General features: G+C 64.8%; 17 protein-coding genes and 1 tRNA gene. 8 read left to right on the forward strand and 10 right to left on the reverse strand.

Going from position 1 to position 20,761, the window contains the following annotated elements; all coding sequences use genetic code 11:
* Nucleotides 1-42 precede the first annotated feature (42 nt).
* A complete protein-coding gene (locus VE26_RS00955; RefSeq protein WP_046103379.1) occupies nt 43-999 on the forward strand; it encodes a DnaJ C-terminal domain-containing protein in 957 nt (318 codons plus the stop codon).
* On the opposite strand, the gene VE26_RS00960 is transcribed toward VE26_RS00955, so the two are convergent.
* Nucleotides 996-1,949: an L-threonylcarbamoyladenylate synthase gene (locus tag VE26_RS00960; protein ID WP_046103380.1), complete on the reverse strand. Its 954-nt coding sequence runs from the start codon at nt 1,947-1,949 to the stop codon at nt 996-998. The two genes, VE26_RS00955 and VE26_RS00960, sit on opposite strands and share 4 nt — an antisense overlap.
* A gap of 61 nt (nt 1,950-2,010) precedes the next feature.
* On the opposite strand from VE26_RS00960, the gene VE26_RS00965 reads away from it, so the two are divergent.
* The 4 genes from VE26_RS00965 to VE26_RS00980 all read left to right on the forward strand — a co-directional run bounded on the left by VE26_RS00965 (nt 2,011) and on the right by VE26_RS00980 (nt 4,747).
* The gene (locus tag VE26_RS00965; protein ID WP_046103381.1) at nt 2,011-2,937 is read left to right on the forward strand and encodes a histone deacetylase family protein; all 927 of its coding nucleotides are present in this window, start codon (nt 2,011-2,013) and stop codon (nt 2,935-2,937) included.
* A gap of 28 nt (nt 2,938-2,965) precedes the next feature.
* Nucleotides 2,966-3,211, forward strand: a complete 246-nt coding sequence (locus VE26_RS00970; protein WP_046103382.1) for an exodeoxyribonuclease VII small subunit — start codon at nt 2,966-2,968, stop codon at nt 3,209-3,211.
* A gap of 184 nt (nt 3,212-3,395) precedes the next feature.
* On the forward strand, nt 3,396-3,992 hold the full coding sequence (locus VE26_RS00975; RefSeq protein WP_046103383.1) for an SCO family protein: 597 nt from the start codon (nt 3,396-3,398) through the stop codon (nt 3,990-3,992).
* Complete coding sequence (locus VE26_RS00980) at nt 3,989-4,747, forward strand: TlyA family RNA methyltransferase (RefSeq protein ID WP_244465599.1); 759 nt, start codon at nt 3,989-3,991, stop codon at nt 4,745-4,747. Before VE26_RS00975 ends, VE26_RS00980 begins: the two co-directional genes overlap by 4 nt.
* Here VE26_RS00980 and VE26_RS00985 read toward each other — a convergent pair.
* The 7 genes from VE26_RS00985 to VE26_RS01015 all read right to left on the reverse strand — a co-directional run bounded on the left by VE26_RS00985 (nt 4,744) and on the right by VE26_RS01015 (nt 15,301).
* On the reverse strand, nt 4,744-6,288 hold the full coding sequence (locus tag VE26_RS00985) for a dipeptide ABC transporter ATP-binding protein (RefSeq protein WP_046103384.1): 1,545 nt from the start codon (nt 6,286-6,288) through the stop codon (nt 4,744-4,746). The two genes, VE26_RS00980 and VE26_RS00985, sit on opposite strands and share 4 nt — an antisense overlap.
* Complete coding sequence (locus VE26_RS00990; RefSeq protein ID WP_046103385.1) at nt 6,275-7,123, reverse strand: ABC transporter permease; 849 nt, start codon at nt 7,121-7,123, stop codon at nt 6,275-6,277. The genes VE26_RS00985 and VE26_RS00990 overlap by 14 nt, the downstream gene beginning before the upstream one ends.
* Nucleotides 7,120-8,070 (reverse strand): ABC transporter permease, encoded by a 951-nt coding sequence (locus tag VE26_RS00995; protein WP_046103386.1) that lies wholly within the window; start codon nt 8,068-8,070, stop codon nt 7,120-7,122. Before VE26_RS00995 ends, VE26_RS00990 begins: the two co-directional genes overlap by 4 nt.
* 63 nt (nt 8,071-8,133) lie before the next feature.
* On the reverse strand, nt 8,134-9,612 hold the full coding sequence (locus tag VE26_RS01000) for an ABC transporter substrate-binding protein (protein WP_046104870.1): 1,479 nt from the start codon (nt 9,610-9,612) through the stop codon (nt 8,134-8,136).
* 79 nt (nt 9,613-9,691) lie between these two features.
* Nucleotides 9,692-11,320 (reverse strand): ABC transporter permease, encoded by a 1,629-nt coding sequence (locus VE26_RS01005; protein WP_046103387.1) that lies wholly within the window; start codon nt 11,318-11,320, stop codon nt 9,692-9,694.
* Nucleotides 11,321-11,456: 136 nt separating this feature from the next.
* Entirely contained in the window at nt 11,457-12,503 is a 1,047-nt protein-coding gene (locus VE26_RS01010) for an extracellular solute-binding protein (protein WP_046104871.1), read from the reverse strand.
* Between the two features lie 173 nt (nt 12,504-12,676).
* Nucleotides 12,677-15,301 (reverse strand): sensor histidine kinase, encoded by a 2,625-nt coding sequence (locus VE26_RS01015; RefSeq protein WP_046103388.1) that lies wholly within the window; start codon nt 15,299-15,301, stop codon nt 12,677-12,679.
* Between the two features lie 292 nt (nt 15,302-15,593).
* On the opposite strand from VE26_RS01015, the gene VE26_RS01020 reads away from it, so the two are divergent.
* Nucleotides 15,594-15,670: transfer RNA gene (locus tag VE26_RS01020), tRNA-His, on the forward strand.
* Between the two features lie 12 nt (nt 15,671-15,682).
* Here the strand turns inward: VE26_RS01020 and VE26_RS01025 are convergent.
* Nucleotides 15,683-17,734 (reverse strand): TadE/TadG family type IV pilus assembly protein, encoded by a 2,052-nt coding sequence (locus VE26_RS01025; protein ID WP_084619824.1) that lies wholly within the window; start codon nt 17,732-17,734, stop codon nt 15,683-15,685.
* A gap of 29 nt (nt 17,735-17,763) precedes the next feature.
* On the reverse strand, nt 17,764-18,390 hold the full coding sequence (locus VE26_RS01030; protein ID WP_046103390.1) for a L,D-transpeptidase: 627 nt from the start codon (nt 18,388-18,390) through the stop codon (nt 17,764-17,766).
* A gap of 453 nt (nt 18,391-18,843) precedes the next feature.
* Here VE26_RS01030 and VE26_RS01035 point away from each other — a divergent pair, with 453 nt between their 5' ends.
* A complete protein-coding gene (locus VE26_RS01035) occupies nt 18,844-19,107 on the forward strand; it encodes a hypothetical protein (RefSeq protein ID WP_152658665.1) in 264 nt (87 codons plus the stop codon).
* 112 nt (nt 19,108-19,219) lie between these two features.
* Complete coding sequence (hisS, locus tag VE26_RS01040; RefSeq protein WP_046103392.1) at nt 19,220-20,716, forward strand: histidine--tRNA ligase; 1,497 nt, start codon at nt 19,220-19,222, stop codon at nt 20,714-20,716.
* The last annotated feature ends 45 nt before the right edge of the window (nt 20,717-20,761 follow it).

Here is a 20,761-nt window from a genome sequence, read left to right on the forward strand (position 1 = left end):
ATCACGAGGCGGACAATGCCTCAACACAAAGATTGGACCCAAATGCGCGATCCTTACACCGTACTCGGGGTGTCGCGGTCCGCAAGCGAGAAGGACATCAAGTCCGCCTATCGCAAGCTGGCCAAGAAATATCACCCCGACCAGAACCCCGACGACCCCTCGGCCCACGGCAAATTTGCCGAGGCGACCCATGCCTATGACCTGCTCAACGACAAGGACAAGCGGACCCAGTTTGACCGCGGCGAAATCGACGCCGACGGCAATCCGCGCTTTGCCGGCTTCGGCAATGGCGGCTTCGGAGGCGGAGCGCGCGGGGCGAGGCCGGGCGCTGGCGCGGGCGGCGGCTTTTCCGCCGAGGACATCCTCAAGGAATTCATGAGCGGCTTTGGCGGCCAGCCGCGCGGTGGCGCGCGCCAGGGTGCCGGCGGGGCGCAATGGGACCCGTTTGGCGGAGCCGGAGCGGCCGGGGCCGGAGCCGGCGCGCGCATGGGCAAGGGCGACGACGTGGTCGTCAATATCGCCATCTCCCTCGAGGATGCGCACAAGGCCGCGTCGGTGCCCGTGCGCATGCCCAACGGCAAGGTGCTCAACGTCAAGCTGCCCGAAAAGGTCGAGGAAGGCCAGCAGATCCGGCTCAAGGGTCAGGGCTCGCAAAGTCCGATGGGCGAGCCGGGCGATGCGCTGGTCACGGTGAAATTCGAGAAATCGAAAACCTTCCGCCGGGACGGGCAGGACGTGCGCACCGATGTGCCGGTAACGCTCTATGAGGCCGTGCTCGGGGCCAAGGTGCGGGTGCCGACGCTCGACGGCTCGGTGGAGCTCAACCTGCCGCCCGGCGTCGATACGTCCAAGGCGCTCCGCCTCAAGGGCAAGGGGCTATACGGCGAGGGCGATCTCTACGTGAATATCCGCGTCGTCTTGCCGCCCGGTGGCGATGCCGACCTCGAAGCCCTGGCCCGCTTCATGCGCGACCAGAAGCCGTACAAGGTCAGGGACTAGGGCGAAGAGGCCTCGCCACGCGGTGCCGCGGCGCGCCGGAGGCGGTCGTTGATCGCTTCCCCCAGCCCCGTTTCGGGGATCGGGGCCACGGCGATCGTGCCTGCGCCGGAGGCATCGAGCTCGTGCAGCATGGCAAAGAGGTTGCGCGCCGCTTCGCGCAGGTCGCCCTGCTCGGAGAGATTGCGCATGGTTCCGGCAAAGGCCGGCGCGGGCCCGAAGGCGAGATAGGCCTCGCCCGGCTCGGGGCGCGTGTCGAGGCGCATGCGGGCATTGGGCGCGTAATGGCTGAGCAGCATGCCCGGCGCCGAAATCGCTGCGCCGTCCCGCACCTGCTCGACGCTTCGCCCCGTCGCCGCCTCGATGTCCGCACGCGCCAGGGCGCCCGCACGCAGTTGGATCAACCTGTCCCCATCCACCGCCAGGATGGTGGATTCGACGCCCGACTGGCAGGGACCGCCATCGAGTACCGGCACGGCATCGCCGAAGCCCAGACGCACCTGCGCCGCGCTGGTGGGCGACAGCCTGCCCGAAGGATTGGCCGAAGGCGCCGCCAATGGGCGACCGGCGGCGCGCAGCAGCTCGAGAGCCACGGCATGGTCCGGCACGCGCAGCGCCACGCTGTCGAGACCGGCCGTGGCGACGTCCGCCAGGCCATGGCCGGGCCGCAAGGGCACCACGATGCTGAGCGGGCCGGGCCAGAAGATTTCGGCCAGCTGTCGCGCGAGAGGGGAAAACTGGCCATAGCGTTCGGCCATGGCGAGATCGGCGCAATGGATGATGAGCGGATTGAAGCGCGGCCGGCCCTTGGTCTGGTAGATCGAAAGCACCGCATCGACATTGGTCGCATCCGCACCCAGCCCATAAACGGTCTCGGTGGGGAAGGCCACGAGCTCGCCCGCCTTCAGCCGGGCGGCGGCATCCTCGATTTCCGTTTGCAACGAAGGGGTCATGAGCGGTGTTTGACAACAGGTCCGAGCCGCGTCAAGACGGTCGGGAACGCGGAGAGCCCCTTTGACGACGCTTCTGGTCAGCCAGCCCAATTTTGCCGACCACCTGACCCCGCCCGGTCACCCCGAGCGCGCCGACCGCATCCGGGCGGTGGATGATGTCCTGGCCACCTCACAATTCGATGGCCTCTTGCGGCGCGAGGCACCCTATGGGGATATCCTGCTGGCCGAACTGGTGCACGATGCGCATTATCTGCCGCAGATGCGCCACATCCGCCCTGCCGAGGGCATGGCCCAGATCGACAGCGATACATTCATTTCCGGCAAGTCGCTCGACGTTGTGGCGACGGGCCTGGGCGGGGCGCTGGCCGCGCTCGACGCCGTGCTCCTGGGGGAGGCCGACAATGCCTTCTGCGCCATCCGCCCGCCCGGCCACCATGCCGAAATCGCCAGGCCCATGGGCTTTTGCCTCATCAATACCGTGGCCGTCACCGCGCGAGAAGCGCAGCGCAAATATGGCGCCGACCGCGTCGCGATCGTCGATTTCGACGTGCATCACGGCAATGGTACGCAGGATATCTTCAAGGACGATGCCAGCGTCTTTTATGCCTCGAGCCACCAGATGCCGCTCTTTCCCGGCACCGGTCACCCCGACGAGACAGGGCTGGGCAATATCGTCAACGCCCCGCTTCGCGACGGGTCTGGACGCGAGGCCATGCGCGAGGCCTATCTCGACCGCATCCTGCCGGCGCTGGACAATTTTGCCCCTGACCTGATGCTGATCTCGGCCGGCTTCGACGCCCATCGCCTCGATCCGCTGGCGGGCCTCGAATGGGAAGACGAGGACTTCGCCTGGGTGACGGGCAAGCTGATGGACATAGCGGGTCGGCGCTGCGGCAACCGCATTGTTTCCCTGCTCGAAGGTGGCTATGACCTCAAGGGCCTTTCGGGCGGCGTCGCGCATCACGTGACCACGCTGCTCAAGGGATAGGACGAGCCTCAACCGCGCGGAGCAAGCAATGGCCGATAATGACGACGTGAAATCGCTGAGCTTCGAGGCGGCGCTGGAACAGCTCGAGCAGATCGTGCAGAAGCTCGAAAGCGGCCGCGCACCGCTGGCCGAGTCGATCGCCATCTATGAGCGCGGCGAGGCGCTCAAGGCGCATTGCGAAACCCTGCTCAAGACCGCGGAAGCCCGCATAGAGAAAATCACGCTGAGCCGCGAAGGCAAGGCCGTTGGCACCGAGCCGCTCGACGCCAACTGAGCCGGCGCGGCAATCTGCCTGTTGCCTGTCTCGCCGAGCCGGTGCATCAGACACCAGTTCTTGGATCATCCTCATCACCGGGCTTGTTCCCGTGATCCCTCTCGCAGCGTCCGCCATTGCCCCGCAAGCCGGGTCAGGACGGCCGATATGGAGGAGGAGGAGCAAACATGAAGGCCGTCACACCATGACCAACAAGGCATTGCGCAATTTCCGGATCGTGCTTTGGGTCCTCGTGGCCGTGGCAGCCATCGGCGCTACCGCGCTCTACATGTTCCAGCCGCCCCAGCGCCCGCTTGGGGTGACCGGGCAGAATTTCGCCCTGGCCTCCACCAAGGGCGGCACCTTTACCCAGAACGACCTGCGGGGCACCCCGAGCCTGATCTTTTTCGGCTTCACCTTCTGCCCGGACGTCTGCCCGACGACACTGGCCGAAACCACGGCCTGGCGCGCCCAGCTGGGCCTTGACGAAGATGACCTGCGCATCATCTTCGTGACCGTGGACCCCGAGCGTGACACCCCCGAAATGGTCAAGGCCTATGTCGAGGGTTTCGATCCCACGATCATCGGCCTCGTGGGTGACCAGGCCCAGACCGATGCCGCCAAGGCCGCTTTCGGTGTGTTTTCCGAAAAAAGCGGCGATGTCGACAGCGACTTCTATCTGGTCAATCACACCGCGCTGACCTTCCTCATCAACGAGGACGGGACGTTCCAGGGCACCATTGCCTATGAAGAGGCCAGCGATACCGCGCTCGCCAAGATCGAGCGGCTGGTCAAGGGGTGAGCCGCATCCGGCTCGACCTGATGCTGGAGCAGCGCGGCCTCATGCCCAGCCGCGCCCGCGCCCGGGACGCCATCCTGCGCGGCACCGTGCGCGTCAATGGCGAGCTGGCCAAAAAGCCCAACCAGATGGTTGGTGCCCAGGATGCGCTCGTGGTCGACGATCCCGCCTCGGGCTATGTGTCGCGCGCCGCGCTCAAGCTGATTGCCGGGCTCGATGCCGGGGCAGTGGACCCCGCCGGAAAGGTCTGCCTCGATATTGGCGCCTCGACGGGCGGCTTCACCCAGGTCCTGCTCGAACGCGGCGCGGCCAAGGTCTATGCCGTCGATGTGGGGCATGACCAATTGCATGCCGATCTGCGCGCCGATCCGCGCGTGGTCAGCCTCGAGGGCCACAATGCCCGGGACCTGGACCGCGACAGCATCGCCGAACCGGTCGACCTGCTGGTTTCCGATGTGAGCTTCGTTTCGGTCACCAAGGTTCTCTCGGCTCCCCTTGCCCTGTGTCACGAACGGGCCGAGGCCGTCATCCTCTTCAAGCCGCAATTCGAGGTGGGCCGCGACTTTATCGGCAAAGGCGGCATCGTTACCGACCGGGACGCGAGCGCCCGGGCACTGGCGGCGGTCGTCAGCTTCGTGGAAGGCACAGGGTTTGCCCTGCGAGCCAAGGTCGTCTCGCCGATTGCCGGCGGCGATGGGAATGTTGAAACGGCGCTGGTGTTCCAGCGTTCGGCCCTTGCCTCCGAGGTCGGGACCTAGGCGATATCGGGCAGCCGTGCCGCCAGCAGCGCTTGGGTCAGCTTATGCTGCGGCGCAGCGAAAAGGGCATCGGGCGTGCCTTCCTCCACGATCTCGCCGGCGTCCATCACCAGCACCCGGTCGGCCATGGCGGCGACCATGTCGAGATCATGGCTGATGATCAGGAAGGTGAGGCCATGCTCGGCCTGGAGGCGCGCCAGCAGCGTCAGGATATCGCCGCGGACCGACACATCGAGCGCCGAGACCGGTTCGTCCAGCACCACCAGGCGCGGCCGGGTTACCATGGCGCGGGCAATGGCAAGACGTTGGCGCTGCCCGCCCGAAAAGGCATGCGGATAGCGCGACAGCATGGCCGGTTCGAGCCCCACTGCGGTAATTGCCTCTTCGAGGCGCGCCCGGCGCTCTGACGGGGTCAGCGCTCCCACAAGATGCAGGGGCTCGGCGAGGGACTGCCCGATGGTCATGCGCGGATCGAAGCTGCTGAACGGGTCCTGGAACACCAGCGAGATCCCGGCCCGCAGGCGAGGCGGCAGGTCGCGTCCCCTGTAGGCATGGCCATCGAAATCCATCGCGCCGTCGCTGACGCTGTCGAGGCCGACGATCAGGCGCGCCAGGGTGGATTTCCCGCACCCCGATGGGCCCACCAGCGCCACGCTTTCCCCCTGGGCCAAGGTGAGACTGACGCCATTGACCGCCCGCAGGCTGGACTGACGCCACGGCAGGAAACCGCCCTGCCGGTAGTCGCGACTGACCCGATCGAGCACCAGGAGCGGCGGGCCCTCCTTTCTGGGCACGCGGCGTCGATCGAGGCGGCTGGCGGCGACGAGACTGCGGGCATAGTCGGTCTGCGGCGCCATGAGGAGTGCGGAAGCGGGGCCGGCTTCCACCAGCCTGCCGGCGCGCATCACCCCAATATGGGTACAGAGCGCCGCCACCGCGCGCATGTCATGACTGATGAACAGTAATGTCATGCCCCGCCGGGTGCAGATGTCGGCGATCAGGTCGAGCACCATGCGCTGGGTGATCGCGTCGAGCGCCGAGGTCGGCTCGTCGGCAATCATCAGGTCGGGTGCGCTGGCCAGCGCCATGGCGATCATCGCCCTCTGCCGCTGTCCGCCGGACAATTGGTGGGGAAAGCGCGCGCCATGTTCGGGCGAAAGGCCCACTTCTGCCAGCAGCGCGCCGAGATCGGCCTTGCTCTCTGCAATATCGGCGGCTTCGGTAATCTGGTCGCCGATGCGCATCAATGGGTTCAGCGCCGTCATCGGTTCCTGGAACACCATGCCGAAATGCCGGCCCCGCAGCGCCGCCATCGCCTTGTCGTCCGCCGGCAGGGGCGTGCCGGCGAACCGGATCGTGCCGGTGCTGCTGGCGTCATCCGGCAGGAGCCCTGCCAGCGCCAGGGCCGTCAGCGACTTGCCCGAACCGCTCTCCCCGATCAACCCGAAGCGGTCGCCCTTTTCGATTCGCAGCGACAGGTCTGAAACGACGTCGTGCGCCTCGAACCTGATGCTGAGCCCATCGATCTCAACCAGTGCCATGGCGGAGCCCCTCCCGGCGCAGGCGCGGGTCCATGGCATCGCGCAGCCCGTCACCGGCCAGGTTGAGCGCGATGACGATGACGACGATGGTGAGCCCCGGAACGATGCCGAGCCAGGGATGAATGAGAAAAAGGCTCTGGGAATCGCGCAGCATGAGGCCAAGGCTGGTGGCGGGAGCCTGCGTGCCGAGGCCGATATAGGAAAGCCCGGCTTCCGAGAGAATGCCCAGTGACAGCTGGATGGTGGCCTGAACGATGACGAGGCTGGAGATATTGGGGAGCAGGTGCCGCGCGGCGATAGCGGTGTTCCCCAGGCCGGCAAGACGTCCCGCCGCGACATAATCCTGGCTGGCGATGGCCAGCGCCCCGCCCCGCGCCACCCGTGCAAAGACAGGAATGTTGAAAATCCCGATGGCAAGGATGGCGTTGATTTCGCCCGGTCCGGCCAGGGTGGCGATCAGGATGGCGATGACCACCGAGGGAAAGGCGAAGGTGACGTCCGAAATGCGCAGGACCAGCCATTCCACAGCTCCGCCCCAGGCCGCTGCCGCAAGGCCCATCGGCACGCCGATCCCCATGCCGATGACCAGCGCCGAGGCCGCAACGAGAAAGCTGGTCAGCGTGCCGCTCATCACCAGCGAGGTCATGTCGCGCCCCAGATGGTCGGTGCCCAGCCAATGCGCGGGCGAGGGGCCAAGAAAACGCCGCGCGATCGAAATCTGCTCGATGGGGTAGGGCGTCCAGACGAGCGAGAGCAGGCCGATAAATGCAAATAGTAGCGCTGCGCCGAGGCCGATGACCAGGCTGGGATGGCGGAGAAACCGGCGCAGGTTCATGGTGCTTGCCTGCGCACACGCGGATCGACCACGGCATAGAGCAGATCGGTCAGCACCATGGTTGCAGTAACGACCAGCACGAGGATGATGGTGGCGCTGCGCACGAGCACAAGGTCGCGTTCGGACACCGCAGTGAAGATCAGCCGGCCTAGGCCGGGCAGGTAGAAGACATTTTCGACGATGATGGTGCCGGCGATGAGAAACGCGAATTGCAGGCCCAGAATGGTCAGCACCGGCAGCATGGCATTGCGCAAGCCATGCCGCCACACCGCCTGCGACCGGGTGAGGCCCTTGGCCCGGGCGGTGCGGATGAAATCCTGGCCGAGGATGTCGACCAGAGCGGTGCGCATGACGCGGGCCAGGATCGAGGCCTGAGGCAGGGCGAGGGCGAGGCTCGGGAGGATCATGCCGCGCAGGGCGGCAAGCGGATTTTCGTGCCAGGGCGTAAAGCCGCCCGTGGGCAACCAGCGCAGGCCCACGGCAAAGACCAGCGTCAGCAGCATGCCGAACCAGAAATTGGGGATGGCGATGCCGCTTTGCGCCAGCACCATGATGCCGGTATCGGCCGGCTTGCCACGCTGCATTGCGGCGAAAATGCCCAGCGGCATGCCGATGGCCATGGACAGGATCATGGCCATGGCCGTGAGGGGCAGGGTGACGGCCATGCGCTCGGCGATCAGCCCCGCGATGGGAACCCGCTGGGTGACCGAAACGCCGAAATCACCCCGCGCCATGCCGGCAATCCAGTTGAAGAATCGCTCGGGGGCCGGCGCGTCCAGACCCATTTGCAGGCGCAGGGCGGCAACGTTGGCCTCGCTGGCATTGATGCCCAGGATGAAGCGCGCGGGATCGCCGGGCAAGAGATCGAGCAGCACGAAAATGACCAGCGCCGCAAGGAACAGTGTCACGGCAAAGGTCAGGAAGCGGCGAAGAAGCTGGGGGATCATTTGAGAACGACTCCCTCCCCCGGCTTCAGGGGGAGGGTTGCGGCAGGAGGGTACTGGACCCGCTCACTCCACCCAGTGGATGTCGCGCAGCACCACGCCTTCGATCGGCGCATTCTGCCACATGCCGGCAAGCTTGGCATTCCAGACGCCCGTCTGGGCCAGCTCGAACAGATACCCATTGACGGCATCCTCGGCGAGGATGGTCTGCAGCTCCTGAGCGATGCGCAGGCGTTCGGCCTCGTCGGTCGTGGCATTGAGCGTCTCGTTGAGGGCCTGAACGTCAGGATTGTCGTAGCCGAAATAGTAGTTGGGATCGGCATAGATGCCAATGTCGAACGGCTCGACATGGCTGATGATGGTAAGGTCGAAATCCTTGTTGGCCAGCACGTCTTCGAGCCATTGCGCCCATTCGACATTGACCAGTTCGAGGCTTATGCCGACCTCGGCGAACTGACTGGCGATGATCTGGCCGGAAAGACGCGCATAGGCCACGGGCGGCAGCTTCACGGTCGCCGAAAAGCCGTCCGGATAGCCGGCTTCCGCCAGCAGCGCCCTGGCCGCTTCCGGGTCGTAGGGATAGGTCTCGGTCAGGTCGAGATAATAGGGATGGTGCGGCGCGAAATGGCTGCCGATCGGCACGCCATAGCCATAGGTCGCCCCGTCGATGATCTCCTGCCGGTTGAGCGCATGGGCCATGGCCTGGCGCACCCGCAGATCGCTGAACGGGGCCTTGGCATTGTTGGTGCCCAGGATCGTTTCGCCCTCGGTGGAGCCGACCAGGACCTTAAATTGCGGATTGCCCTCGAAGACCGGAAGCGCCTCGGCGGCAAAATTATTGGTGCCGTCCACATCGCCAGCGAGAAGCGCATTGGTCAGTGTCGCGGTATCGGAGATGAAGAGGTAGCTCGCCTTGGTCAGGGCCGGAGCCTCCCCCCAATAGGGCTCGTAGCGATCCAAGATCACCCGGCTGCCCCGATCCCATTGCACGAAGGCGAAGGGCCCCGTGCCGATCGGCTCGCTGGCATTGTTCTCGGCGCTCTCGGGCGCGACGATCACCGCATCGCCACGTCCCAGATTGAAGAGGAAGAGGCCATCGGGACGCGACAGCGTGAAGGCGACGGTCAGCGGATCGATGACCGCGATGGTCTCGATAGGCTCGTAGAGCGCCTTTTGCGCATTGAGGCTGTCCTCGGCGAGAATCCGGTCGAAGGTGAACTTGACGTCCTCGGCATCGAAGGTCGTGCCGTCATGGAAGGTCACCCCGTCATGCAGCGAAAATGTGAAGGTCAGCCCATCCTCGCTGATGGTCCAGCTCTCGGCGAGGCCCGGCTGCACCGCTCCGGTCTGGTCGATGCGCGTCAGGCCCTCGAAGACGTTCTGGTACACCACCACGTCCACCGCTTCGGCCGCATTGGCCGTCGGGTCCAGGACCGGCGGCTCAAGCGCCACGCCGATGCGGATTTCGGTCGATTGCGCAAAAGCGGCGCCGCTTGCCAGCAGCATTGCTGTCGCGGCTAGGGCCAGGGACGTGGTCGTCTTCATGATGTCTCCTCGGGGCAGGGGCATGCCGTTGCGCCCCAGCATAGGACAAAACGCGTTTCACGCGTACCCGTCCCGGACGTCAAACTTTTCGCCGATCGCCGGCCCAGGAAGCAAGAATGACCGGGATCGTGCCCACCAGCACGATACACAGCGCCGGCAGCGCCGCCTGGGCGAAGAGGCCCACATTGGCGCGCGAATAGATCAGCGTTGCCAGCGTTTCGACGCCCAGCGGCCGCAGCAGCAGGGTCGCGGGCAATTCCTTGACGATCTCGACAAAGACCAGCATTCCGGCCGAAAGGATGGCGGGAGAGAGGGTCGGCAGGTCGATGCGCATCAGCGTACGCAGGCGGCCGCTGCCCAGGGCGCGGCTGGCGTCCAGCATCGAACGGCCGCGTTTCTTCATGGCCGCGTCGAGCGTCGAATGGCTGACCGCCAGGAAGCGGATGGCATAGACATAGATCAGCGCCGCCATCGAGCCCGAAAGGATAAGCCCCGGCCGCCAGTCGAACAGCGCCATGGTCATGCGGTTGAACCAGAGGTCGGTCTGTCCCAGCGGTTGCAACAGGCCCAGGGCGAGCACGGTGCCGGGAATGGCATAGCCCAGAGTGGCCAGCCGGATCAGCCCGGACGTGGCGCCCGGCTTCTCGCTCTGGCGTGCGGCGACAAGGCCCAGGGCGACAGTCACGATGGCCCCGACGCTCGCCAGGATGATGGTGGGGCCGAGCGCATTGAGCATCAGGTCCAGCGTCTCCGGGTGATGCAGCCGCACCGAGAGATAGAGCAGTTCTCCAGCCGGGATGCCGAAGCCGAGGAGGAATAGAAGAAGGCAGAAGTTCAGGGCCAGCCATCGCCGGCCGCCGACCAGGATTTCCCGGGCCGGAGGAATGCGGCTGTCGCGCTGGGCGCTATAGGTGCGGTTTCTCCGGGCGCGTTGCTCGGCGATGATCAGAAGGCCGATGACCAGCACCACCGTGACGGCCAATTGGGCAGCCCCGCCGAAATCGGAGCGGTTGATCCAGGTGGAATAGATGATGGCGGTGATGGAATTGATGCCGAAATATTGCACCGCGCCCAGATCGTTGACCACTTCCATCATCGCCAATGTCATGCCGACGACCAAAGCCGGCCGGGCCACGGGCAGCACCACGGCAAAAAAGGTGCGGGCGCCGTTGGCGCCCAGTGTCCGCGCCGCGATGCTGAGCGAGGTCGACTGCATCAGGAAAAAGGCGCGGCAGGCGACATAGGTATAGGGATAGAGCACGGCGGAGAGCACCAGCACCGCCCCCCATTGGCTCTTGATATTGGGAAACCAGTAATCCCGGATGGTCGTCGCCCCGGTGATATCGCGGATCAGGGACTGGATCGGACCGGTAAAGTCGAGAAATTCGACATAGGCATAGGCAGCCAGATAGGTGGGCACGGCCAGCGGCAGCACCAGCGCCCAGTCGAAGACGCGGCGCAGCGGGAATTCGTAATGGGTGACCAGCCAGGCCGCCGTCAGCCCCGTCGCGCCGGTCAGTGCGCCCACCAGCACCATGAGCGTTCCGGTTTCGCGCAGAGCCGTGGGCAGCATCGTCGCCGCCAAGCCGTTGCTGCCCGTGCCCAGCGCGCCAAGAGCCGCCATGGCCAGCCAGATGATCGGCACGCCCACCACCAGCACCAGAACAAGCGGCAGGACCGGCAGGGCAAATGCCCCGCCGGTCCGCACAAATCGCTTCTGTGTGGCTTCGACTGTTATGCCGAAATCTCCAGTCCGGTTCGAAAGCCTGGATCAGGCCTCCTCATTTACCGGCCCCATTGCCCCAGCTCACCGGCAAGGCGGGAGAAGGAGCCCCGGGGCACGATCAGTTCTGTGCGCCCTCGTCGAACTTGAGCTCGTCCACCAGCTGGGCCGCAAGGGCGCGGTTGGCGGCAACCTCGGTCAGCGGCACGTCCGATGCCTTGAGCTCGCCCCAGCTGGCGACGAGGTCATTGATCGGCGCGCCGGGGACCACCGGGAATTCGTAATTGGTGTCGGCATAGATCGACTGGGCTTCGTCGGACAGCAGGAAGCCGATCAGCGCATTGGCGTTCTCGACATTGGGTGCGTGCTTGGCGATGAAGCCGCCGGCCACGTTCACCTGGGTACCGGCGCCTTCGGCATCGGGATAGATGATGCGGGCGGCATTGGCCCAGTCCTTCTGCTCCGGCTCAGCATCGTTGTTGAGCATCGCACCCATGTAATAGGTGTTGACGATGGCCAGGTCGCACGAGCCTTCAAGGATCGACTTGACCTGCTGGCGATCATTGCCATTGGGCGGGAAGGCCAGGTTATCGCGCACGGCCGCAAGCCATTCGCGGGCCTTTTCCTCGCCATTGACGGCGATGTAATGGGCGATGAGGCCGATATTGTAGGCATGGGTGCCGGTGCGGGTGCAGATGCGGCCCTTCCACTCGTCCGATGCAAGGTCTTCATAGGTCAGCGCGGTGGCGTCGACCCGGTCCTTGGACACATAGAAGACACGGCTGCGCAGCGACAGGGCAGTCCAGTTGTCGTCATCGTCGCGGAAGGCGGCGGGCACGCGCTCGTCCAGTTCGGGGGCGGTGATCGTCTGCGTCAGGCCCTTTTCCTCGGCGCTGACCAAGTTGCCGATATCCACGGTGAGAACGACGTCGGCCGGCGAGAGCTCGCCTTCGGCTTCGACGCGGTCGAGCAGGCCATCGCCGGCATAGAGCACATTGGCTGTGATGCCGGTTTCGGCGGTGAACCGGTCGAGCAGCGGCTGAAGCAGGCTCTGCTCGCGATAGCTGTAGATGTTGACTTCGCCGCTCTGGGCAAAGGCGGGTGCGGCAACGCCGCACAGAATGGTGGTGGCCAGAAGGGCGCTGAACATGCGCGCGGTCTTGGTCATCTCGTTCTCCTGCTGCATCGGGGTCAAGGCCCGTGTGACGGCTGCTTAATGCCGCCGGCGCCGCAGAAAGTCAATAAACCCAATGAAAACAAATGCTTATAGGTTAGAACGGTTCGAAGTTTCGGCGGGATAGTTGTGTATTTTCAGCCTATTAGCTGACTAAAAAAATCTGGTTATCCCTGGTCCGGCTGCCGCTCTTGTCGCTCGTCCACGAGATCGGCAGGGATCTTGAGGGAAAACAGCAGGCCTTCCGCGCCCGCGGGATCCACCGATAGCGACACCGCGTTCACCGCCAGCAGCGCGCGGGTCAGGGCCAGGCCCACGCTGGACCGGATCGGCGCGAGCATCTTGCCATCGCGGTCCACTCCATCGCGAAACACCACGAACCGCTCCGCCATGTCGACGGCATGGGCCGAGCTGTCGCGCACATGGATGGCAATGGCGCCGTCGTCGAGCCGCTGGGCCGAGATGATGACCGTGCCGCCCATCGGCGTCTGGTCGATGGCGCTGGCCAGAAGGTTCAATACGGCCTGCGCCAGCGAGGCACGGTCGGCGGTGACGCGTGGCAGGGCCTCGGAAATGGCGTTGCGCACGATGACGCGACCGGCATTGGCCTGGTCACGAATGCGCAATACGCAGTTTTCGAGCAGGTCCGTGAGATCGAGGCTCGCTCGTTGCGGCAGGTAGCGTCCGTCGCGCAGGCGGGCATAATCGTCAAGTTCATCGACCAGCGCGGCGATCTCGCGGCCTGCGTGGGAAATGTCCTGCGCATAGCCCTCGTAGCGCTCATTGCCCAGCGCCCCGTAGGCCCTGGACTGGATGAGGTCCGAAAAGCCGATAATGGTGCTGAGCGGGCGGCGCACGCCGCGGCTGATCCGGCCCAGCAAGGCCGGGTCTGCCTCGCCCGGCCCATTGATACGGGCCGGCGGCGCTATTTCGCGCGGATGCACGAAACCGAAATAGCCACTGACGATCCCGGCCTGTCCCAATGCGAACAGCAGAATGTCGGAGCGTCCGTCTACGGAGCGCAGCGGCAGGCTCGGCCGCGCGGTTTCGGCAAAGCGGGCCGGCCGGTCGAGAAAGGCCTTCAGCGCCAGGCTATCGTCCTCGCCCACCAGCGTCGAAAGCGGTTTGCCGATCATCGGCTTGCCTCCGCCCATCAGCGAGATGGCCGTGGCGCTGGCCGTGCTGATGGCGCCGCTACGGTTGGTTTCGAAAAATCCATCGCCGCGCAGATCGGCAAAATTCTGCGCAAAGGCGCGCACGGCATCTTCGTGCCCGGTCCGCACCTCGGTGGTGCTGGCCGACAGCATCAGGGCCGGGCGGCCCTGCCAGGAAATGGATTGCAGACGCGCCGTCACCGGCACCAGCGTGCCGTCGCGCTGGACGAGGTGATTGACCGGGCCGGCTTCCTGCCCGTTATCGCCCATGGCCGGAAACACGGCGGCGAGGCCGGCCGCGCGAAGGCCCTCGGCGGAATCGTAGCCGATCATTTCGGTAATTGCCCGGTTGGCAAAGAGGATCTGCTGGTCGCGGAATACCAGGATGCCCAGCGGCAGCCGGTTGAGCACCAGCGTTTCCCCACCCAGATTGATGAGCGCGCCAGATCCTGCAGGAATTGCGGCCACCTCCGCATTTGCGGGAGCGGGTTCGACCGCCTGCAGGCCGCGATCGCCGACCCTGTCGGTGAGGATGCGCGACAATTCATCGAAATTATAGCGCGAGACGCGCTCGACCACGTCCGGGTCAGCTTGTGGCTCTGGCTCCGACGCTGTCTCTTCGGGCGTTGCTGGCTCGGTCGGGTTTGGGGGGGCGTCGGCTATGGCGCCCGTTTCGGCGTCAGTCGATGGGTCCAGGCTGTCTCCGACGCTGTCATCGACCATCGGCGCCTCGACCGGGCCGGCCGAAAAGCCACGACCGGTCACCCGGTAGAGCCGCGCCAGCTCACGGCCATCGACATCGTCGTCCTCGCTTTCGGCCACCGGCTCGGCTTGCGGGGCTTCCGGCATCTGCGGGGGATGGTCGTCCGCTTCGCTGAGCGGGGTATAAAGCGCATCGTCCGCCGCGAGCCGGGCGACCAGCGCGCTCAGCCGGCCGGCCGGGGCCGGCGCGTCCTCAACTGGGATATCTGCGACGGGCTGCTCGGCGACGTCGGGCTCCGGCTCGGGCCTATCGCTTTCGCCTTGGGGTGCGGGCGGAAGGCTGTCATCCTCAAGCGCCGCAGTCCAGGCTTCGGGCTCATCCTGCGCGGTCGAGGGTGCTGCGGTTTCTGCCGGTGCACTCTCATAGACCGCCTCGCCATCGGCGTCCTGCCAGCTCTGCAATTCCCGCTGATAGGCATGCTCGTCTTGAGCCGGCGTCTCGGGGAGAGGTTCATCCTGCGGCAGAGGCGTAGGCGCAGCCTCCTGAGGTTGCGGCGCCGCGGCAGCCAGAATAGCGGCATCGACGGGATCGACCGCCACGATCAGCAGCGCGACCTCGCCGTTTTCCCAGGAAAGCGGCGTGGTGGTGCAGGTGGCCGAAACCGGCTGTTCGCCCGCCAGGAACTGGATACGGGCAAGGCTGGAGCGGCCCGGCGCGCCCAGCCGGATGATCCGGGCCACCTGGCCCTTGATCGGCTGGGCCGGCGCGATGCGCTTGAGGCCGTGCTTCTTGAGGCGGGCCATGAACAGGCCGGAGACCGCATTGCTCCAGATCAGGCGCTGGCCGTCGGCGGACCAAAGCCAGGCCGGGCGTGCGTCATCTGCGTGTCGCAACACGAGATCGGCATGCGGCAATGTCGTCCAGGGCTCAGTCATCAAGTGCCTGTTTTGCGTCGAGCCCGATGCATTGTTCCAGAATGGTACAGAAGTCCGGGGTTCTTTAAGTGTTCTTCAATATCGTGCGGGGTTCGGCGAATCCAGTGTCACACCCGCACGTGAGCGCCGCTTTGCTCGGCATGGTTAAGTCCGGTTCCGCCAACACAATGTTACGCGGGGCTGTTTTCATCGGCTGTCCACAGGATAAAATCGGTGCTTGTCATGGCGTTCATCTCGACCTATGTTCCGCCCGCTTTCGGAAGCCGCTTCGCGCCGCTTCCATAATGGCCCTGCCGCCTTAGCTCAGTTGGTTAGAGCGCTAGATTGTGGATCTAGAGGTCCCCCGTTCAATCCGGGGAGGCGGTACCACCTTCCCCCCTATCATCGGGCCAGCCGCAGCGCGGACAGGTCATTGGCAATGGCTTCGAACGTGGCCTTGAGCTCGCTCGACTGGCTTGGGAAGCGGGCACGGTCCGGCGTCGAGGCGCAATTGGTCAACATGGCCTGCACCACGGCCGGCGTGCTCTGGCTCACCTTGTCCGTGGCAAGGCCGATTGTATAGACCGTGATGCCGGCAGCCTTGGCATTGGCGCAGGTCTGGGCGGTACGCGTGTTCATTTCCGCCACCAGGCTGGCATTGCTGACGCCCACCGCGCCGGTTTCCGACGGATTGTTCAGCCGGCCGAGCCGCTCCACCACGCCGCCGCTGGTCGAGCTGGCCTTGCTGTTCATCGAATTGTACGGAAAGCCATAGGCGCTGTTGTAGCACTTGCCGTTGAGATTGCGCATCGTGGCGTTGCAATGGTTGGACAGGTTGTAATCGGTGTTCTCGCCATCGGTCATGATGATGAGCACCTTGCTGGTCGCTTCCCCATATTCGTTGCCCTCGGGGAAGGGTTCGCCGGGTGAAAGCACGCGGAAGCCCCAAGCTGCGCCTTCATGGATATTGGTGCCGCCCTCGGCCGTCATCGCGTTGATCGTGTTGATCACCGTGGCCGGATTGTCGGTCAGCGGCAGGATCGGGGTCCGCGTGCAATCGGCATTGGGGCCGGTGGAGAAGGTCGTCGAGCCAATGGCCCCATAATACTTGCATGTCCGTTCCTGGCGCTCCCGAACCGACAGTCCGAGCGGCACAAAGCTGTTGCAATAGCCAAGCCGGGTTTCCCGGGTGTTCGTCCCGCTCCAATTGGTCGTATAGGTGGGATTGCGGCAGGCGCAGCTGGGCGGCAGATTGCCATAGAAAGCGTTGGGGTAAAGGCTGCTGCTGACGAAGTTGATCGGCGAATTGGTATGCACGGTGCCACGGTTCAGGCTCGGGCTGCCCCAGGCGTAATTGCTGCCCCAGCGCGTGCGGACTTCCTCGATGTCGCAGCGCGTGGCGCCCTGGGCCGGCCGGTCGCAGACCGGGGGGGCATCGTAGATTTCGTTGCCGGCATAGCTGCTGTTTATGATGGCATTGCCGTTGATATAATTGTTGCTGCCGGTGCCGTAGGCCATGTCCGGCGAGAACATCGGCACAAAGAGGGTGTCGCCCGTCGTGGGCTTGGTGTCGTCGGTGTCGAGATATTGGCTGGCTTCGGTGCCGGACTTGACATGTGGCCGTGCGACCACGCAGCCGCGCCAGGCCTCGCCGGTCGCGGCGAACAGCGCCTGACGGGTCGGGAACGTGTGCGCACCCGAGGTGAGCACAAGCCGGTCCTCGTCGTCGTCATTGTCGAAATTGTCGAAATGGATCGAGGAGGCGCCGGTGCGGTCCATCCATGCCTTGTTGGCATTGTCGGGACCCACATTGACGAACATGGTGAAGGGCACGATGCCGATGCGCACATTCTCGACCAGCGCGGCGCCGGTTTCGGGAATGCAGGTATTGCTGTTGCCCGGTGCCGGCACCACCGTCTCGTACATCAGGATATAGGTGGCGCAGCGGGCCGCCTCGACGAGGCGGGTCATGCGGCTCTCGTCCTTCATCGACCCCGAATTGTCGAGGACCATGACCACTTCGAGTTCGAGCTTCTTGCGGGTGGCCTCGGCTTCCACCTGGGCGGCCAGCGAATTCACCCCGACCAGCGACACGAAGATGGTGGGCATGGTGATGCGCGCGCGGAAGTAGAGCGAGCCGTCCTCGAGCACGGTTTCCACGTCCTCGATCCGGGCGCTGACGCGCTGATCGCCGATCCGCTCGATCATGATTGCCTCGGCCTTGAGGCGGACCGCTTCCTCGTTGTATCCGGGCTCGAAGATTTCCGGCTGCAGGGCCAGCGCGGCCGCGTCGAGCGCAGTCTGGGCCCGTGACCGGGTCTGTTCCAGCGTCACGTAATCGACCACGGCGCCGCTCAGCGCCACGAGCACGATGGCCATGACGCCGAACACCACGGCGAACACGCCGCTTTCATCCCGCCCGAAGCGACCGATCAGCCGCACAAGTCCCGACATTGCTGCGTCCCTGTCCTAGCCGGCGCGCCTTAGCGCACCACTACCTTGGCGTTGATCTCGACCCGCGCATAGAGATCGATCACGTCTTCATTGGTCATGCGGATGCAGCCCGAGGAAACGTTCTGCCCGATCGACCATGGCTCGTTGGTGCCGTGGATGCGGTAGAGCGTGGAGCCCAGGTAGAGCGCCCGCGCACCCAGGGGATTGGCAGGGCCGCCTTCCATGCGAACCGGCAGGCCCGGCTGGCGCTTGCGCATTTCGGCCGGCGGGGTCCAGCTTGGCCATTCGGCCTTGCGCGTCACCCGGTGCGAACCGCTCCACTCAAAGCCGCTGCGGGCCACCCCGATGCCGTAGCGCATGGCATGGTTGTTCCCCAGCACGAGATAGAGAAAATGCGACTGGCTATCGATGATGATCGTGCCGGCGCGTTCATGGGTAGGGAAGGGGACCACCTGGCGCAGATAGATCGGCGAGACGTAGGCATTGCCCTGCAGCGCCAGTGCATGGTTCGGCTTTCCCGTGGTCAGGGTAATGCCCGGCGGCGGCGAGAAGCGCCAGCCTGGACGAAACGTGTCTGCCTGCGCCGGAAGGGCGGCCAGCAATGTGGCGAGAACCGCCGATGCGGCGAGGCAATTGCGCAAGGATGCAACGATCATGGCCAGCTTTCCCCAAAAAGTGCCGGGCCATTGTGCCGACCAAGCACCAAGGAGAGGTCAAGCCGCGTGGTTAACGGTGTCCCTAGCAACAGGGTAAATGATTGGTAAGCCCCAGGAAGGGTGCGTTGCTGTGTTGCAACACCTGGCGGTATCTGCGACAGGTTGACACATTCATGCTTGCGCCTCACGAGACCGTGAGCTATCCCGAAGTCGTTCGCACAGCCAGCCGAGGGAGGCGTTTCATGAAAAATGTATCGTTCCGCCGCTCGGGTCCAACCTGGCATCATCTCGGTCGAGCCTAATTCGACCCTGACGTCCATCCGGCCTTTCCAGGCCCGGCGAACACCCAACCTCCAAACCTGATCAGCTGACACCGGCCCGTTTCACGCCCGGATTCCGCTTTTCAATTCCTTAAAAACAGAGGCCGGCGATGTCATGTCGCCGGAAATCGATATGTCTTCGAATGCACTCGAAGGGCGCAGTGTCGTCTTGCGTCTCGAATTCTCCATTGCCGATGCCGTTCGGCACCGGGGCATCGTCTCCGTTCTCCGCGAGGCTTTGCGCGCCTGGTGGGCGCAATCGCCCCGCCATTACTCGGCCGTACCCGCTTACCTGCGGGAAGATGTCGGCCTGCCGGCCGCAGATGAACCGCTGATCTGGTATTCGCTGCCGGCCCAGCCGGCGGTGCCCGACATCCGGCCGCGGAGACGGCAATGAACGTTCATGGCGGCCGGGACCCTCCCGGCCGCCTTCTCACACGCCGCGAACTTCTGTTGTCTCCGAAAACCCTATGGGCTAGGAACGGCCCGACTTCCCGCTAGGTTTGCACATGTCCGAAAAGCTCAAGCTGATCACCCCGCGCCTGCCGCGCGGCTTTGAAGACCGTACGCCCGGCGAGATTGCCGCTGTCGGCGCCATGATCGACAAGATCAGGACGGTATACGAGCGCTATGGGTTCGACCCGGTCGAAACCCCGCTGTTTGAATATACCGAGACGCTGGGCAAGTTCCTGCCCGATACCGACCGGCCCAATGCCGGCGTCTTCTCCCTGCAGGACGACGACGAACAATGGATGAGCCTGCGCTATGACCTGACCGCGCCGCTCGCCCGTTTCTTCGCCGAGAATTTCGAAACCCTGCCCAAGCCTTACCGCTCCTATCGGCAGGGCTATGTCTTCCGCAACGAAAAGCCAGGGCCGGGCCGCTTCCGGCAGTTCATGCAATTCGACGCCGATACGGTCGGCGCTGCCGGCCCCGAGGCCGACGCCGAAATGTGCATGATGATGGCCGATGTCATGGATGCGCTGGGGCTCGCGGGCCAGTATGTCGTCCGCGTCAACAACCGCAAAGTGCTCGACGGTGTGCTGGCGACGGCCGGAATCACCTCCGACGAGCAAAAACTCACCGTCCTCCGCGCCATCGACAAGCTCGACAAGTTCGGTCCCGAAGGCGTGCGGCTCCTGCTCGGCGCCGGTCGCAAGGACGAAAGCGGCGACTTCACCAAGGGCGCCGGACTTTCAGACGACCAGATCGAGCCCATTCTGGCCTATGTCGATAGCGGCAACCCCGCCCAAGGCGTCGAAAAAGGCAGCAATGCGCATGTCGTCGCCACCATCAACACACTGGCCGGCCTGATCGGCGGCTCCGAAACCGGCCTTGCCGGCGTGCAGGAACTGGCCTCGATCTTTGGCCTTGTCAGCGCTGCCGGCTTTGGTGGCCGCGTCATCCTCGACCCCTCGGTCGTGCGCGGTCTCGAATATTATACCGGCCCGGTCTTCGAGATCGAACTGACCTTCAAGGTACAGAACGAGAAGGGCCAGGACGTGGTGTTCGGCTCGGTCGGTGGCGGCGGTCGTTATGACGGTCTCGTCTCCCGCTTCCGCCGCGAGCCCGTTCCGGCCACCGGCTTTTCCATCGGCGTCTCGCGCCTTGCCAATGCGCTCAAGCTCACCGGCAATCTCGGGGCCGCCGAGCCCGCCGGCCCGGTCGTCGTCCTCGTCATGGACAAGGACCAGACCGCCCGCTACCAGGCCATGGTGTCCGAACTGCGCAATGCCGGCATCCGCGCTGAAATGTTCCTGGGCAATACCAAGAATTTCGGCAAGCAGGTCGCCTATGCCGACAAGCGCAATTCGCCCATCGTTGTCATCGAAGGCAGCCAGGAGCGCGAGCAGGGCATCCTGCAGATCAAGGACCTGATCGCCGGCAAGCAGGCGGCCGAAGCCATAACCGACAATGCCGCATGGAAAGCCGCCCGTCCCGGCCAGTTCGAGATCAGGCGCGAAGAGCTGGTGAGTGCGATCCAGAAGCTGTTGAGCGAGCAATGATGCAGGGTTTGGCAACAGCCGCCCTCTGCACCAGAGAGGTCGACC

This window comes from Devosia chinhatensis, assembly GCF_000969445.1.
Taxonomy (GTDB): domain Bacteria; phylum Pseudomonadota; class Alphaproteobacteria; order Rhizobiales; family Devosiaceae; genus Devosia; species Devosia chinhatensis.